The 13373-nt window shown below is 64.9% G+C and carries 15 protein-coding genes and 1 tRNA gene; 4 read left to right on the top strand and 12 right to left on the bottom strand.

Annotated elements, in window-relative coordinates; translation table 11 throughout:
* The first annotated feature begins 24 nt into the window (after positions 1 to 24).
* Together AC5IG3_RS02975 and AC5IG3_RS02970 are read left to right on the top strand one after the other, a co-directional pair.
* Complete coding sequence (locus AC5IG3_RS02975; RefSeq protein ID WP_491904785.1) at positions 25 to 984, top strand: LysR family transcriptional regulator ArgP; 960 nt, start codon at positions 25 to 27, stop codon at positions 982 to 984.
* A gap of 164 nt (positions 985 to 1148) precedes the next feature.
* Positions 1149 to 1358 carry a hypothetical protein gene (locus AC5IG3_RS02970; RefSeq protein ID WP_491904784.1) on the top strand — a complete coding sequence of 70 codons (210 nt, stop codon included), beginning with the start codon at positions 1149 to 1151 and terminating at the stop codon, positions 1356 to 1358.
* Position 1359: 1 nt separating this feature from the next.
* Here the strand turns inward: AC5IG3_RS02970 and AC5IG3_RS02965 are convergent, their stop codons facing one another.
* Together AC5IG3_RS02965 and AC5IG3_RS02960 are read right to left on the bottom strand one after the other, a co-directional pair.
* Entirely contained in the window at positions 1360 to 1782 is a 423-nt protein-coding gene (locus AC5IG3_RS02965) for a universal stress protein (protein ID WP_491904783.1), read from the bottom strand.
* 86 nt (positions 1783 to 1868) lie between these two features.
* Positions 1869 to 2630: a UPF0149 family protein gene (locus AC5IG3_RS02960; RefSeq protein WP_491904782.1), complete on the bottom strand. Its 762-nt coding sequence runs from the start codon at positions 2628 to 2630 to the stop codon at positions 1869 to 1871.
* 57 nt (positions 2631 to 2687) lie between these two features.
* Between AC5IG3_RS02960 and AC5IG3_RS02955 the strand changes: the two genes are divergently transcribed.
* Positions 2688 to 3263, top strand: a complete 576-nt coding sequence (locus AC5IG3_RS02955) for a cob(I)yrinic acid a,c-diamide adenosyltransferase (RefSeq protein WP_491904781.1) — start codon at positions 2688 to 2690, stop codon at positions 3261 to 3263.
* Between the two features lie 10 nt (positions 3264 to 3273).
* Here AC5IG3_RS02955 and AC5IG3_RS02950 read toward each other — a convergent pair whose 3' ends face one another.
* The 4 genes from AC5IG3_RS02950 to AC5IG3_RS02935 all read right to left on the bottom strand — a co-directional run bounded on the left by AC5IG3_RS02950 (position 3274) and on the right by AC5IG3_RS02935 (position 7967).
* A complete protein-coding gene (locus AC5IG3_RS02950; RefSeq protein ID WP_491904780.1) occupies positions 3274 to 3579 on the bottom strand; it encodes a hypothetical protein in 306 nt (101 codons plus the stop codon).
* A 51-nt stretch (positions 3580 to 3630) separates the two neighbouring features.
* Positions 3631 to 4752, bottom strand: coding sequence for a 3-deoxy-7-phosphoheptulonate synthase (locus tag AC5IG3_RS02945; protein WP_491904779.1), 1122 nt, complete (start codon positions 4750 to 4752; stop codon positions 3631 to 3633).
* A 278-nt stretch (positions 4753 to 5030) separates the two neighbouring features.
* Positions 5031 to 6494 (bottom strand): metalloprotease TldD, encoded by a 1464-nt coding sequence (gene tldD / locus AC5IG3_RS02940; RefSeq protein ID WP_491904778.1) that lies wholly within the window; start codon positions 6492 to 6494, stop codon positions 5031 to 5033.
* A gap of 144 nt (positions 6495 to 6638) precedes the next feature.
* Positions 6639 to 7967: a DUF5666 domain-containing protein gene (locus AC5IG3_RS02935; RefSeq protein WP_491904777.1), complete on the bottom strand. Its 1329-nt coding sequence runs from the start codon at positions 7965 to 7967 to the stop codon at positions 6639 to 6641.
* A gap of 154 nt (positions 7968 to 8121) precedes the next feature.
* Between AC5IG3_RS02935 and dinB the strand changes: the two genes are divergently transcribed.
* Positions 8122 to 9324: a DNA polymerase IV gene (gene dinB / locus AC5IG3_RS02930; RefSeq protein ID WP_491904776.1), complete on the top strand. Its 1203-nt coding sequence runs from the start codon at positions 8122 to 8124 to the stop codon at positions 9322 to 9324.
* Here dinB and AC5IG3_RS02925 read toward each other — a convergent pair.
* From AC5IG3_RS02925 to AC5IG3_RS02900, 6 genes are all read right to left on the bottom strand, one after another.
* Positions 9276 to 9713, bottom strand: a complete 438-nt coding sequence (locus AC5IG3_RS02925) for a YbaN family protein (protein WP_491904775.1) — start codon at positions 9711 to 9713, stop codon at positions 9276 to 9278. The genes dinB and AC5IG3_RS02925 overlap by 49 nt on opposite strands.
* Positions 9714 to 9749: 36 nt before the next feature.
* Positions 9750 to 9825 (bottom strand) — tRNA-Thr (locus AC5IG3_RS02920).
* Positions 9826 to 9865: 40 nt separating this feature from the next.
* The gene (locus tag AC5IG3_RS02915) at positions 9866 to 10387 is read right to left on the bottom strand and encodes a ClpXP protease specificity-enhancing factor (RefSeq protein WP_491904774.1); all 522 of its coding nucleotides are present in this window, start codon (positions 10385 to 10387) and stop codon (positions 9866 to 9868) included.
* A gap of 30 nt (positions 10388 to 10417) precedes the next feature.
* Positions 10418 to 11032 carry a glutathione S-transferase N-terminal domain-containing protein gene (locus tag AC5IG3_RS02910; protein WP_491904773.1) on the bottom strand — a complete coding sequence of 205 codons (615 nt, stop codon included), beginning with the start codon at positions 11030 to 11032 and terminating at the stop codon, positions 10418 to 10420.
* 111 nt (positions 11033 to 11143) lie between these two features.
* Complete coding sequence (locus AC5IG3_RS02905; protein WP_491904772.1) at positions 11144 to 11926, bottom strand: cytochrome c1; 783 nt, start codon at positions 11924 to 11926, stop codon at positions 11144 to 11146.
* A 26-nt stretch (positions 11927 to 11952) separates the two neighbouring features.
* Entirely contained in the window at positions 11953 to 13362 is a 1410-nt protein-coding gene (locus AC5IG3_RS02900) for a cytochrome b (RefSeq protein ID WP_491904771.1), read from the bottom strand.
* Between the last annotated feature and the right edge of the window lie 11 nt (positions 13363 to 13373).

The following is a 13373-nucleotide window of genomic DNA, read 5'->3' as shown; positions in this document are numbered from 1 at the left end:
ATTAGAAACACTGATGATTGATCGATGAACAACTTCGACCCCGCCGCCCTTGACTGCCTGGCCGCGCTGGTCGATGAAGGCCACTTCGAGCGCGCCGCCCACCGCCTGGCCATCACCCAGAGCGCCGTGTCGCAGCGCCTGCGCGCGCTGGAAGTTCAAGTCGGCCAGCCGCTGGTGGTGCGCGAGCGCCCACTGCGCCTGACCGAGGCCGGCCAGGTGCTGCTGCGCTACGCGCGCCAGATGCAGGCCATGCGCAGCGATATCGCCCGCGAACTGGGCCAGCGCGCCGATGCGCAGGAGCGCGTGCCGATCGCCGTCAACGCCGACAGCCTCGCCACCTGGGTGCTGCCCGCGCTGCAACCGGTGGTCGACGCCGGGATTTCGCTGGAACTGGTGGTCGACGACCAGGACTTCACCCACGAATGGCTGCGCGAGGGCCGCGTGCTGGGCTGCGTCTCGACCGTGAGCGAGGCGCTGCGCGGCTGCCGCATCACGCCCCTGTGCGTGATGCACTACGCCGCCGTGGCCAGCCCGCGCTTCATTGCCACCGAGCTGGGTAGCGCGGGCCTGCACCGGGGCAACTTCACGGATCAGCCCTTTGTGGTCTTCAACCGCAAGGACGACGTGCAGGCGCAGTGGGTCAGCCGGACGTTTGGCGTGCGCGCGCCCCGGCTGCGCCAGCGCTATGTCCCGTCAGCGGAGGCCTACGTGCGGGCGGTCGAGAGCAGTTGGGGCATCGGCGTGGCGGCCTGGCCACTACTGGCCGAACGCGTGGCGGCGGGCGCGCTGCAGGTGCTGCATCCGCAGGTCACGATCGAGATTGCGCTGCACTGGCACCAGTGGAAGCTGCATGGCGAGAACGGAGGCGAGGGTGCGACGGATGCCGGCCCCAACTCGCTGCTCGATCGCATCGGTGCGGCACTGACGCAAGGCGCACCCCGCACTGGCTACCCCTCAACCCAAGGGTTGACAGGCCCGCTTTGAAAATTCGTCTTGAATTAACAACATCGACGGTCAAACCGCACGGCGCACCGGCTTGCAACAGGATGGCATCAAATTTGTGCAGATCCTGCTCACTATCATGAAACTGCGTACAGGCTGAAGTAACAGCTGGATTCGTCGGTCAATCAGGGTGGCAGGAGAAAAGCATGGAAACTCGAATCAAGTGGTGGGCGCGGTTGAGCAACTGGTTCAAGCCGCAAGCCGAGGTGCAGCCCAGCACGCGCCGCCATCCGCGCGTCAAGCGGCGTGTCAAGCGCACGCCGGACTTCTCCGATCACGGCACGGCCTTCGGTCTGGACATGAGCCTGCAGAACAGCGCCGATCAAGCTGCCAAGAAGGCCCGCGCCAAGCGCTGATTCAGCGCACCAGCAAGACCGGTGTCTTGCAACTGGCCAGCACGCGCGTCGCGACCGAGCCCATCACCAGGTTGCCCAGTTCGGTGTGGCCGTGGGAGCCCATCATGAGCAGGTCGAACCCGCCTTCGCTGGCGGTCTTGGCGATGACTTCCGGCGCATGTCCGGTCTTGCGCAGGAACGTCGCCGTGATGCGCTGTTGCTCAAGAAAAATACGCAGGGGCTTGAATACTTTCTCGCCCTCATCGGTGTAGTACGAGTCCAGCACTTCACGATCCAGCACCGTCGCCGCGCGCGACGGCACGGCGGGCACGACGGTCAGCACCGTGAACTCATGAGCCGCGCCCAGCCATTCATCATGTGCTGCCCAGTAGGCCATCATTCGCTTGGTGTATTCACTGCCGTCAACGGCAACCAGGATCTTCATGTCATCACCTCTCGTGGGGGGTTTTCAAGGACAACTTCAGTGTCGCCACTCAAGCCCTTGCGGGCTTGAGATTCATCAAACCGCGATCAGACCGCGTCGTCCTTGCCGTGGCATTGCTTGAACTTGCGACCGCTGCCGCACGGGCAAGGGTCGTTACGGCCCACTTTCGGTTCGGTGCGGCGCACGGTTTCGACCTTGAGCAGGTCGGCGCGGGCGATGTCGGCAATCTCGACCACGTTGTGCACCAGGTCCTCGATCGCCGCGTCCAGGCTCTTGAGCGGATGCTCCTGGTCGAGCGCCTTGGTGTAGGCCTGCTCGTCCTCGCTCTGGTCCGGCAGGTGGCGCATCAGGCACGCCAGCAGGTCGGGCAGGTCGGTTGAAGGCAGGGCCTCCAGCGCCGGGAAGTGATTGAGCGCGTGCGTGAAGCCGATCACCCAGGGCGCCAACGCCGCGCTGATGGCAGCGGCACCGGTCAGCGGCTGATCGTTTTCATCGAGCGGCTGCATGATGAAGGGGTTGAAGCCCCCGTCTTCGACCAGCGCGCGGTGCAATTCGGTGTAGCGGCGCTGCACCAGCGCGATCAGGCGCTCCTGCTTGGCAGGGTGCCAGCCCGGTGTCTCGGAGGTCAGGATCTGACCGAGTTCATTGCCCTGCTCGTCCTGGTCGCCCAGGTTCCAGTCGAAGGCGAACGGCAGCCAGCGCTCGGGCGCCATGGCCACAGGCTGGGCCAGCACACCGCACAGGTAGCCGTCGAGCATCACCACATCCAGCGCCTCCAGCGGCGCGGGAATCGCGGCCAGCAGGTCATCGAGTTCGCCGATTTCGGCGTCATTCAGGTCAACAGCCATCACGGGGCCTCAGTTGGTTGCACAAAAGCAGGATTGTGCAGGCGCTACGATGCGGCCATGGGACATCGACTTACACAAATCAGCACCCGCACGGGCGACGACGGCAGCACCGGCCTGGGCGACGGCAGCCGCATTGCCAAGGACCACCTGCGCGTGCAGGCCATGGGCGACGTGGACGAGCTCAACTCCAACCTGGGCGTGCTGCTGGCCGAGCCGCTGCCCGACGATGTGCGCGAGTTGATCGTGCGCATCCAGCACGAGCTGTTCAACCTGGGCGGCGAGCTGTCGATCCCCGGCTACAGCCTGCTCAAGGACGAGGCCGTGGCTGGCCTGGACGCCGCGCTGGCGCACTACAACGCCCACCTGCCGCGGCTGCAGGAATTCATCCTGCCGGCCGGCACGCGCAGCGCTGCGCTGGCGCATGTGTGCCGCACGGTGGCGCGCCGCGCCGAGCGCGTGGTGGTAGCGCTGGCCGCGCACGACGCGGTCAACACTGCGCCACGCCTGTACCTGAACCGCCTGTCCGACCTGCTGTTCGTGCTGGCACGCGTCCTCAACCGCGCCAACCTCGACGGGCTGGGCGGTGACGACGTCTACTGGCGCAGCGAGCGCCTGGCGCGCAGCGAGGACTGACGCGCCGGGGTCAGTAACTCAGCGTGCGCATCGACACGTCGACGCGAACGCTCGGGCGGGCGGTGGCCGCAGCCGCCGCCTCGGCATAGTGCTGCGCCCAGGCGGCGTCAGCGAACTGAGTCGGTCCCGCAGCATCGGCAATCGCCAGCAGCTTGTCGGCCACCAGCACCTTGCCCGAGGCACGCAGCGGCTCGCACTCGAAGGCCAGAAACTGCTCGTCCAGCCAGGCCCGCGCCTGGTCCGGGGCGAGCGAGGTGTCCACATTGAAAGTCTGTTCCTGGCTGGCATTCCAGACCAGGGTCACGGTGCTGTGCATGGCGTTCTCGCTCGCTGAAGAGGGCGTTGGGGTGGGCTTCGGGCGGATGAATCAGCCGCGCCGGGCAATGACGGCGTGGTGCAGCACGTCGAGCACCTGCTCCGAATCGTCCCAGCCGATGCAGGCGTCGGTGATGCTCTTGCCGTAGGCGAGCTGCGCCGGATCGTCCTTGCCGGGCGTGAACTTCTGCGCACCGGCGTGCAGGTGACTCTCGACCATCAGGCCGAAAACATGGCGGCTGCCAGCGGCGACCTGGTCGGCCACGTCGCGGGCCACCACGACCTGGCGCTCGTGCTGCTTGCTGCTGTTGGCGTGGCTGCAGTCGACCATCAAGGTCTGCGGCAGCTTGGAGGCCTCCAGATCAGCACACGCTGCAGCCACGCTGGCGGCGTCGTAGTTGGGCGCCTTGCCGCCGCGCAGGATGACGTGGCAGTCCGGGTTGCCCTTGGTCTCGACGATGGCGACCTGGCCGTTCTTGTGCACCGACAGGAAATGGTGCGGGCGCGCTGCGGCCTGGATGGCGTCGGTGGCGATGCGGATGTTGCCGTCGGTGCCGTTCTTGAAGCCGATCGGCGCGCTGATGCCGCTGGCCAACTCACGGTGGACCTGGCTCTCGGTCGTGCGCGCACCGATGGCGCCCCAGGCGATCAGGTCGCCGATGTACTGCGGCGAGATCACGTCGAGGAACTCGCTGCCCGCAGGCATGCCCAGACGGTTGATCTCGACCAGCAACTGGCGCGCAATGCGCAGGCCCTCGTCGATGCGGTAGCTCTCGTCCAGGTACGGGTCGTTGATCAGGCCCTTCCAGCCGACGGTGGTGCGCGGCTTCTCGAAGTACACGCGCATGACGATCTCGAGCGTGCCGGCGTACTTCTGGCGCAGCGGCAGCAGGCGGCGGGCGTAGTCGACGGCGGCGGCCGGATCGTGGATCGAGCACGGGCCGATGATGACCAGCAGGCGGTCGTCCTGGCCCTGCATGATCTGGCGGATGTTGTGGCGCGTCTGCGCCACCAGCGCTTCGACCGCCGTGCCCCGGATCGGGAAGAAGCGGATCAGGTGTTCGGGTGGGGGCAGCGGGGTCACGTCGCGGATCCTTTCATCGTCGGTCTGAGAGGTCTTGTCCACGGGTGACGGCCAGTTGTCGTTGGCGGCGCTGCTGGTGTTGGCGTTCATGCTCGAAGTCCTGATCTGGGGTTGAAACGTGAAGGAAGGTAAGACAAGGAAGTGATCGGGCGAAAAAAAACCGCCGGGGCTACCGGCGGTCTCTGGGAGTCTCGTGCGTCTTGCTTCTTGCCTACGCTCGTGCCTCTCCGCCGCCGGTGCGGTGCGAGAACCAAAAGTAGCTAAAGAAGAAAACGGCTGCGTGACTCATCACTGAAAAATGTAGCACGGGCGTTTGACAGAACAGCTGCGGGTTTGTGCGGAGCAGCAATTCAGGCCTGTGGCCTATTTCAAGCCGTGCCGCCCACCGTCAGGCCGTCAATGCGCAGCGTCGGCTGGCCCACGCCCACTGGCACGCTCTGGCCATCCTTGCCGCAGGTGCCGACGCCGGGGTCCAGTTCCAGGTCATTGCCGACCATGCTGACGCGCGTCATGGCGTCGGGGCCATTGCCGATCAGCGTGGCGCCCTTGACCGGGTAGAGGATCTTGCCCTTCTCGACCCAGTAGGCCTCACTGGCAGAGAAAACGAACTTGCCGCTGGTGATGTCCACCTGCCCGCCGCCGAAGTTGGTGGCGTACAGGCCACGGTCGATGCTGGCGATGATTTCCTCGGGCGGCTTGTCGCCCGCCAGCATGTAGGTGTTGGTCATGCGCGGCATCGGCGTGTGCGCGTAGCTCTCGCGCCGGCCGTTACCGGTGGGCGCGGTCTTCATGAGGCGCGCGTTCATCGAGTCCTGGATGTAGCCCTTGAGGATGCCGTCTTCGATCAGCACGTTGCGCTGGGTCGGGCAGCCTTCATCGTCGATGTTGAGCGAGCCGCGCCGGTCGGCAATCGTGCCGTCGTCGAGCACCGTCACGCCCTTGGCCGCCACGCGCTGGCCGATGCGGCCCGAGAAGGTGCTGGACTTCTTGCGGTTGAAGTCGCCTTCCAGCCCGTGGCCGACCGCCTCGTGCAGCAGGATGCCGGGCCAGCCCGAGCCCAGCACCACCGTCATCTCACCGGCAGGCGCAGGGCGGCTTTCCAGATTGGTGAGCGCGGCGTGGGTGGCCTGGTCGACGTAGCGCTGCAGCAGGCCGTCATGGAAATAGTCCAGCCCGTAGCGACCGCCGCCGCCGGAGGAGCCGACCTCGCGCCGGCCGTTCTGCTCGGCAATCACCGTCACCGACAGGCGCACCAGCGGGCGCACGTCGGCGGCCAGCGTGCCGTCGGCGCGGGCGATCAGCACCACGTCGTACTCGCCGGCCACGCTGGCCATGACCTGCACGATGCGCGGGTCCTTGGCGCGCGCCATCTTCTCCACACGCTCCAGCAGCGCGACCTTCTGCGTGCTGTCGAGCGAGGCGATCGGGTCGAACTGGCCATAGAGGTTGCGGCTGGGCGCAATCACCTGCGGCGTGTCGATCTTGATGCGCCGGCTCTGGCCGGCGGCGGCGATGGTGCGCACCGTGCGCGCCGCGTCCATCAGCGCCGCCTCGGAAATGTCGTCCGAGTAGGCGAACGCCGTTTTCTCGCCCGCCACCGCCCGCACACCCACGCCCTGGTCGATGCTGAAGCTGCCGCTCTTGACGATGCCCTCTTCTAGGCTCCAGCCCTCGCTGCGGGTGTACTGGAAGTACAGGTCCGCGTCATCGACCTTGTGGGCTGACAGCAGGTTGAGCGCCTGGGTAAGCGTGGCCTCGCTCAGGCCATACGGCTCCAGCAAAAGTTGACGGGCTGTGGCCAGGCGTTCGATGGTGGGTTCGCGCGAAATCATGAGTCTGATTCTAGGCAGGCGGACCGCTGCCGCGCCGACGAAAAAAAACGACCCCGCAGAGAGTCTGGGGGTCGTGTGCGCCGATCAGGGGGTTTCAGGCGCGAAAGGAAACTCAGGCACTGCCACCGCAGCGGCGTCCAGGCATCAGTCGTTATCGCGCTTGATGCGCACCAGCTTGACTGTCGGGCCATCGGCCATCAGGTAGCCCTTGGCTTCGACACGAATGCTGCTGCTCGCCCAGGCGGCCAAGTCAGCGAGCGAGCCCCCCTTGGGGAAGCTCACGGCAGCCGCGTTGCTGAAATCGAAAGTCACCCCGCGCAGCACAAAAGTGGTGGCGGTCAGGTTGGTGATGGCGCCGTGGAACTCGAACTCGTTGGCACTGGAGCTGGAACTCGAGCTGTCGTCAGAGCCACGCTCCGAGCGCTTCTTGGCGCTCTTGAACTCGATCTTGCTGGGCACCAGAGCGCCGTCGACCACATTGCCTTCCACCTCGACACGAGCACCCACCACCAGGCCTGCAGCCCCGCCGTGCTCATAGTTGCTGAAGCCGCTGGGCAGCGTCACGGTGCTGCCGTTGACCACGAAGCCCGTGGTGACACCCGCCGTGGTGATCAGGCTTTCAATCAGGCCTTCCAGTTCGGAGTGACTGCCGTTGTCATCGCTGCCGAGCTTGCGCTCGTTCGACTTGATCGACTGCGCCACCCAGGCTCCTGCGCCATTCTTGGTGGTCGCAAGCTTGACGCGGATGTATTGGCCGTTGACAAGGCCCGTCAGGCCGTTGGTCAGCCCCGCAAAGGAAACAAGCTGGCCGCCCAACAGCGCCGTGCCGGCTGCCGTATCGATGTCCGTGACCTGGCCGCGCAGGCGGTAGGCCGGCACGCTGCTGCTCTTGACCTCGATGCGGGTGGCGGTGATCACGCCCGTGACCTTGTCCAGCAGACCGTGCACTTCCACCACCGAATTGGTCGCAGCCGTGCCCGACACGATGGTCGTGCTGGTGAGGTTGATCGTCTGGCCCAGAACCACCCACTGGTCGGTGCCGATGCTGTCGACCAGACCGAGGATCGATGAACCAAAGTTGATGCGCGTGGCGGTGGACGACGGCGTGGCGCTGCTGTCATCAGATCGGCGGGTGATCTGGCCGGCCTCGATCTCGACTTCCATGCCGAGCTTGAGACCGCAGTTGTCATCGCCGCCACAGCTGACCGAGACACCGTCATCGTCACGGACCAGATTCGAGCCGCTGGTTTCATAGCGCACGCCGTTGACGATGATCGAACCGAACCCGCTCACCGTGCCGGTGGCCACGCTCTTCGATGCACTGGAGACCAGCGTCACGCCCGACGACCCGTTGGTACCGACCTCACCGCCGCCACCCCCGCAAGCGGCCACAACCGCAGCCGCAAGCACCGTTGCGACCAGTTGAAGCGCCGGACGGGCACGGAGGGGATGGTGAGAAGTGGCGTTTTGCATGATGGCTTCCTTGGCGTGGAGGTTGAAACAGGGTGTTGGTTTCGGTGCGGAGGAAGCCTCTTGCTTCCATATGGGAAATCATCCCATTTATTGGGTGAACTTGCAAGCCCTTGCTGCCCACTTTCTGTGCACGCCCGCAGAGGACAATTCCGGCATGCCCTCGCCCCTGCCCAGCCGACTGATCGCGCATCTGGACATGGACGCGTTTTATGCGTCCGTGGAGTTGCTGCGCCGCCCGACGTTGTGCGGGCTGCCCGTGGTGATCGGCGGACGCCAAGCCAGTGCCTGGACACCGGGCGAAGACTGGCCCCGGCTGGGCAGCTACACCGGGCGCGGCGTCGTCACCACCGCCACCTACGAAGCGCGCGCGCACGGCATCCACTCCGGCATGGGCCTGATGAAAGCCGCCGCGCTGGCGCCGCAGGCCATCCTGCTGCCAGCAGACTTTGATGAATATCGGCGTCTGTCGCGACTTTTTAAGGGCGCCGTGGCGGAATTGGCGCCGCGCATTGAAGACCGGGGGATTGATGAGATCTACATCGACCTCGGCGCCGTGGCTGGCGCCTGGGATGTGGCCGGCGGTGACGCGCTCGGCGGCGCGCGCGCGCTGGCCCAACAGATCAAGGACAACGTACGGCGCCTCACGGGCCTGAGCTGCTCGATCGGCCTGGCGCCCAACAAGCTGCTGGCCAAGATCTGCAGCGACTTGGACAAGCCCGATGGCCTGACCGTGGTGATGGCCGGCGACGTGCCGGCGCGCATCTGGCCGCTGCCCGTGCGGCGCATCCATGGCGTGGGGCCCAAGGCAGGCGCCAGACTCGACGAGCTGGGCGTGCACACCATCGGCGAGTTGGCGGCGCGACCATTGGAATGGCTGATGCAGCACTTCGGCAGCAGCCAGGGCCGCTGGCTGCATGAGGCCGCGCACGGGCGCGACGACCGCCCGCTGGTGACTGAAAGCGAGCCGGTGTCCATGAGCCGCGAAACCACCTTCGAGCGCGATCTGCACCCCCGCGCCGACCGCGAACGGCTCGGCCAGCTTTTCACCGACCTTTGCCGGCGCGTGGGCGAGGACCTGCAGCGCAAGGGCTATGTGGGGCGCACCATCGGCATCAAGCTGCGCTTCGACGACTTTCGCACCGTCACGCGTGACCACACGCTGGAATCCCCCACGGCAGATGGCCGCGTGATCCGGCAGGCCGCCAGTCAGTGCCTCAAGCGGGTGCCGCTGACGCAGCGCCTGCGCCTGCTCGGCGTGAGGGTCGGCAACCTGAGCCGGCCTCAGGAAGCCTCAGACACGACCGATCCCTACACCTTGTCGCTGTTTGACGACGAGTCCGATGAGGCCTCGGCCTGACGCGTCGGCAAACGCCACAGCCAGATCGCCACGGCCGCGCAGCAGACGGCCGGCAGCCACTTGAGCGTCGGCAGACGCCACGCTGCCACGGCAGAGCCCAACGTCATCATGGTCACGGCCAGCTGCTTGGCGCGCAGCGGCACGGCACGCTGCTCGCGCCAGTCACGCACCATGGGGCCGAAACGAGGGTGATTCAGCAGCCAGCGGTCCCAGCGCTCACTGCCACGCGAAAAACAGGCAGCGGCCAGCAAGACAAAGGGAGTGGTGGGCAACAGCGGCAGGAAGATGCCGATGGCCCCGAGCAACAGACTGATCGTCCCTGCCAGCATCCAGAGCGCACGCATCCAGCGACGCTTGGAGAATGGGGTGGGACGGATCCGGTGGGGCATACGGGAGAGGTGAGATGCTCCCGTGAAGGCTTGAGGTGGTGCCGGCTGTCCGAATCGAACGGACGACCTTCCGCTTACAAGGCGGGTGCTCTACCAACTGAGCTAAGCCGGCAAGCCTTCAGAAAACGCTGCGATTGTACTGAGTCAACGCGCTATTTGATGCGCTTGAGCGAGGGCCGGCCCGAAGGGGGTTGGGGCGTGGGCTCATCGCCGTCCCCGTCTTCCGACGAACCGGCTTCGGTCTGATCTTCGGGTGCAGGCGTACCTGCCAGACGCAAGCCGGTGACGTTGGACGCGGCGGGCGCCGCTTCTTCAGTCTCTGGCTCGTCTGCGGTTTCACTGGGCATCGGGAACGCCATGCCTTGACCGTTTTCGCGTGCGTAGATCGCGATGACGTGATCGATCGGCACCACGATTTCACGCGCGGTGCCGCTGAAGCGGGCGCTGAACTCGATGAATTCATTGCCCAGGCGCAGGCCCTTGGTGGCGTCGAACGCGACGTTGAGCACGATCTCGCCGTTCTTGACGTACTCCATGGGCACCCGCACGCTGGCGTCCACCGCCACCGCCAGGTAAGGCGTGTAGCCGTTGTCGGAGCACCATTCGTGCAGGGCACGGATCAGGTAAGGACGGGTCGAGGTGCCCTGAGCATCAGGGCCAACGGGTAAGGACATGGCGATCTCGCTGGCGTGAGTCCGGGCGTCTTACTTGCGCATGACTTTTTCGGACGGGGTCAGCGCTTCGATGTAAGCCGGGCGCGAGAAGATGCGCTCGGCGTACTTCAGCAGCGGTGCCGCGTTCTTGGACAGGTCGATGCCGTAGTAGTCCAGGCGCCACAGCAGCGGCGCGATGGCCACGTCGAGCATCGAGAAGTCGTCGCCCAGCATGTACTTGTTCTTCAGGAAGATCGGCGCGAGCTGGGTCAGGCGGTCGCGAATGTGGGCGCGGGCCTTCTCCAGTTGCTTCTCGTTACCCTTGGCGACGCCGCGGCCTTCGATGGTGTTGACGTGCGTGAAGAGTTCCTTCTCGAAGTTGAAGAGGAACAGGCGCACGCGCGCACGGGCCACCGGATCGCCGGGCATCAGCTGCGGATGCGGGAAGCGCTCGTCGATGTACTCGTTGATGATGTGCGATTCATACAGGATGAGTTCGCGTTCGACGAGGATGGGCACCTCGTTGTACGGGTTCATCAGCGCGATGTCTTCAGGCTTGGCGTAGAGATCGACGTCGCGGATCTCGAAATCCATGCCCTTCTCGAACAACACGAAACGGCAGCGATGTGAGTACGGGCAGGTGGTCCCGGAGTAAAGCACCATCATGGCGGGGGTCGCTCCTGATCAAGTCTCAAAAAAACAAAGCGCGCAGAGGCCCGAAAGCACCCTGCGCGAAGGACGCCGTGCGGGAATCGCCCCGCGCGGGTCAGCCTGGAATCACTTCACGTCTTTCCAGTAGGCGGCGTTCAGGCGCCATGCCACCAGCGTGAAGATGGACAGGAAGATCAGCACCCAGACGCCAAGCTTGACGCGCTGGCTCTGTGCGGGCTCACCCATCCATTGCAGATACGCGACCAGATCGCCGACCGAGCTGTCGTAATCCTGCGCCGACAGCTTGCCTGGCGTGATCTGCTCGAAGCCCTTGAAGGTATGAACCATCTTGGCAGGGTCGTGAGCGTCTTTTTCCTCGACATACACCGCGCGGCGCTGGCCTTGCAGTTCCCACAGGACGTGCGGCATCGCAACGCTGGGGAAAGCCAGGTTGTTCCAGCCGGTGGCCTTGGTGTCGTCGCGGTAGTAGGTGCGCAGATAGGTGTAGAGGTAGTCTGCACCGCTGCCCTGAGCGCCGGCACGCGAGCGTGCGATGACGGTCAGGTCAGGCGGCGTGGCACCAAACCAGTCCTTGGCCTGCTTGGGGTCGAGAGAAACCTTCATGGTCTCGCCGACCTTGTCGCCTGCAAACAGCAGGTTGGCCTTGATCTGCTCGTTGCTCAGACCGATGTCCTGCAGGCGGTTGTAGCGCATGTAGGCCGCGGAGTGGCAGTTGAGGCAGTAGTTGACGAACAGCTTGGCGCCGTTTTGCAGCGCGGCGGTGTCGTGCAGCTTTTCCTCGGGGAACTTGTCCCAGGGGGCGCCGCCGGTGGCTGCAAATGCGCCTGGCGTGATGAAGGCGAGGCCGGTCAGCAGAGCCGCCAGCAGGGAGACGATGCGCTTTTTCATGATCTTGTTGCTCCGTGCGCTGAGGTTCAGTGAGGGGCGAAGGTCACGCGGTCAGGCACCGGCTTGAACGTGCCGATCTGACTCCACCAGGGCATCAACAGGAAGAAGCCGAAGTAGAACAGCGTGCCGATCTGTGCGACCAGCGTGCCGATGTCTGACGGCGGCTGAATGCCCAGGTAGCCCAGCGCGATGAAGAACACCACGAATACGCCGTACATGTACTTGTGCCAGTCCGGGCGATAGCGGATGGACTTGACCTTGCTGTGATCCAGCCACGGCAGGAAGAACAGGATGACGACTGCACCACCCATGACCACCACACCCCAGAACTTGGCATCGAAAGTCTTGAGCAGCGCCACCGCCACCACGGCACCCACCAGCACCGCCAGCTTGGCCTTGCCGGACAGGCGACCCTTGAGCACGGTCGCAACCGCACCGAGGCCGACGATCAGGCACAGCACGTTGACCATCGTGTCGGTGGTCGCACGCAGCATCGAGTAGAACGGCGTGAAGTACCAGACCGGTGCGATGTGCGCAGGCGTCTTGAACGGGTCGGCCGGGATGAAGTTGTTGTACTCCAGGAAGTAGCCACCCAGCTCCGGTGCAAAGAAGATGATCGCGGTAAAGACCATCAGGAACACCGTCACGCCCATCAGGTCATGGACCGAGTAGTAGGGGTGGAACGGAATGCCATCCAAGGGATGGCCGGCGGCATCCTTCGGCGCCTTCGGGCCCTTGATCTCGACGCCATCGGGGTTGTTCGAACCCACTTCGTGCAGCGCAATGATGTGCGCAACCACCAGGCCCAGCAGCACCAGCGGCACGGCAATGACGTGGAAGCTGAAGAAGCGGTTCAGGGTGGCATCGCCGACGACGTAATCACCACGGATCAGCAGCGCCAGGTCTTCACCAACGAAAGGCACTGCGGCGAACAGGTTCACGATCACCTGCGCGCCCCAGTACGACATCTGACCCCAGGGCAACAGATAGCCCATGAAGGCTTCGGCCATCAGGCACAGGAAGATCGCACAGCCGAAGATCCACACCAGCTCGCGCGGCTTGCGGTAGGAACCGTAGATCAGGCCGCGGAACATGTGCAGGTACACCACGACGAAGAACATCGACGCGCCGGTGGAGTGCATGTAGCGGATCAGCCAGCCCCACGGCACATCACGCATGATGTATTCGACCGAGGCGAACGCCAGTGCGGCGTCGGGCTTGTAGTGCATCACCAGGAAAATGCCGGTGACGATCTGGATCACCAGCACCATGAGTGCCAGCGAGCCGAAAAAATACCAGAAGTTGAAGTTCTTCGGCGCGTAATACTCGGAGAGATGCTCCTTGTACAGCTTGCTTGCCGGGAACCGGTTGTCGACCCAGTTCAGCAGCTTGGCTGCTGCGGGCGCGTTCGCGGGGACTTCCTTGAATTCAGCCATGGTGTCTCGTG

Source organism: Leptothrix sp. (in: b-proteobacteria), assembly GCF_965250675.1.
GTDB lineage: Bacteria > Pseudomonadota > Gammaproteobacteria > Burkholderiales > Burkholderiaceae_C > Sphaerotilus.
Note: the sequence above shows the minus strand (reverse complement) of the source record. Positions and strands in the feature narration are given on the sequence as shown.

What these genes read in the sequence shown, in the direction of transcription:
- AC5IG3_RS02910 (WP_491904773.1), bottom strand. Translation starts at nt 11,032, where the DNA reads ATGATGGTGCTTTACTCCGGGACCACCTGCCCGTACTCACATCGCTGC.
- dinB (WP_491904776.1), top strand. Translation starts at nt 8,122, where the DNA reads ATGCCCTCGCCCCTGCCCAGCCGACTGATCGCGCATCTGGACATGGAC.
- AC5IG3_RS02935 (WP_491904777.1), bottom strand. Translation starts at nt 7,967, where the DNA reads ATGCAAAACGCCACTTCTCACCATCCCCTCCGTGCCCGTCCGGCGCTT.
- AC5IG3_RS02950 (WP_491904780.1), bottom strand. Translation starts at nt 3,579, where the DNA reads ATGCACAGCACCGTGACCCTGGTCTGGAATGCCAGCCAGGAACAGACT.
- AC5IG3_RS02960 (WP_491904782.1), bottom strand. Translation starts at nt 2,630, where the DNA reads ATGGCTGTTGACCTGAATGACGCCGAAATCGGCGAACTCGATGACCTG.
- AC5IG3_RS02945 (WP_491904779.1), bottom strand. Translation starts at nt 4,752, where the DNA reads ATGAACGCCAACACCAGCAGCGCCGCCAACGACAACTGGCCGTCACCC.
- tldD (WP_491904778.1), bottom strand. Translation starts at nt 6,494, where the DNA reads ATGATTTCGCGCGAACCCACCATCGAACGCCTGGCCACAGCCCGTCAA.
- AC5IG3_RS02925 (WP_491904775.1), bottom strand. Translation starts at nt 9,713, where the DNA reads ATGCCCCACCGGATCCGTCCCACCCCATTCTCCAAGCGTCGCTGGATG.
- AC5IG3_RS02955 (WP_491904781.1), top strand. Translation starts at nt 2,688, where the DNA reads ATGGGACATCGACTTACACAAATCAGCACCCGCACGGGCGACGACGGC.
- AC5IG3_RS02970 (WP_491904784.1), top strand. Translation starts at nt 1,149, where the DNA reads ATGGAAACTCGAATCAAGTGGTGGGCGCGGTTGAGCAACTGGTTCAAG.
- AC5IG3_RS02905 (WP_491904772.1), bottom strand. Translation starts at nt 11,926, where the DNA reads ATGAAAAAGCGCATCGTCTCCCTGCTGGCGGCTCTGCTGACCGGCCTC.
- AC5IG3_RS02900 (WP_491904771.1), bottom strand. Translation starts at nt 13,362, where the DNA reads ATGGCTGAATTCAAGGAAGTCCCCGCGAACGCGCCCGCAGCAGCCAAG.
- AC5IG3_RS02915 (WP_491904774.1), bottom strand. Translation starts at nt 10,387, where the DNA reads ATGTCCTTACCCGTTGGCCCTGATGCTCAGGGCACCTCGACCCGTCCT.
- AC5IG3_RS02975 (WP_491904785.1), top strand. Translation starts at nt 25, where the DNA reads ATGAACAACTTCGACCCCGCCGCCCTTGACTGCCTGGCCGCGCTGGTC.
- AC5IG3_RS02965 (WP_491904783.1), bottom strand. Translation starts at nt 1,782, where the DNA reads ATGAAGATCCTGGTTGCCGTTGACGGCAGTGAATACACCAAGCGAATG.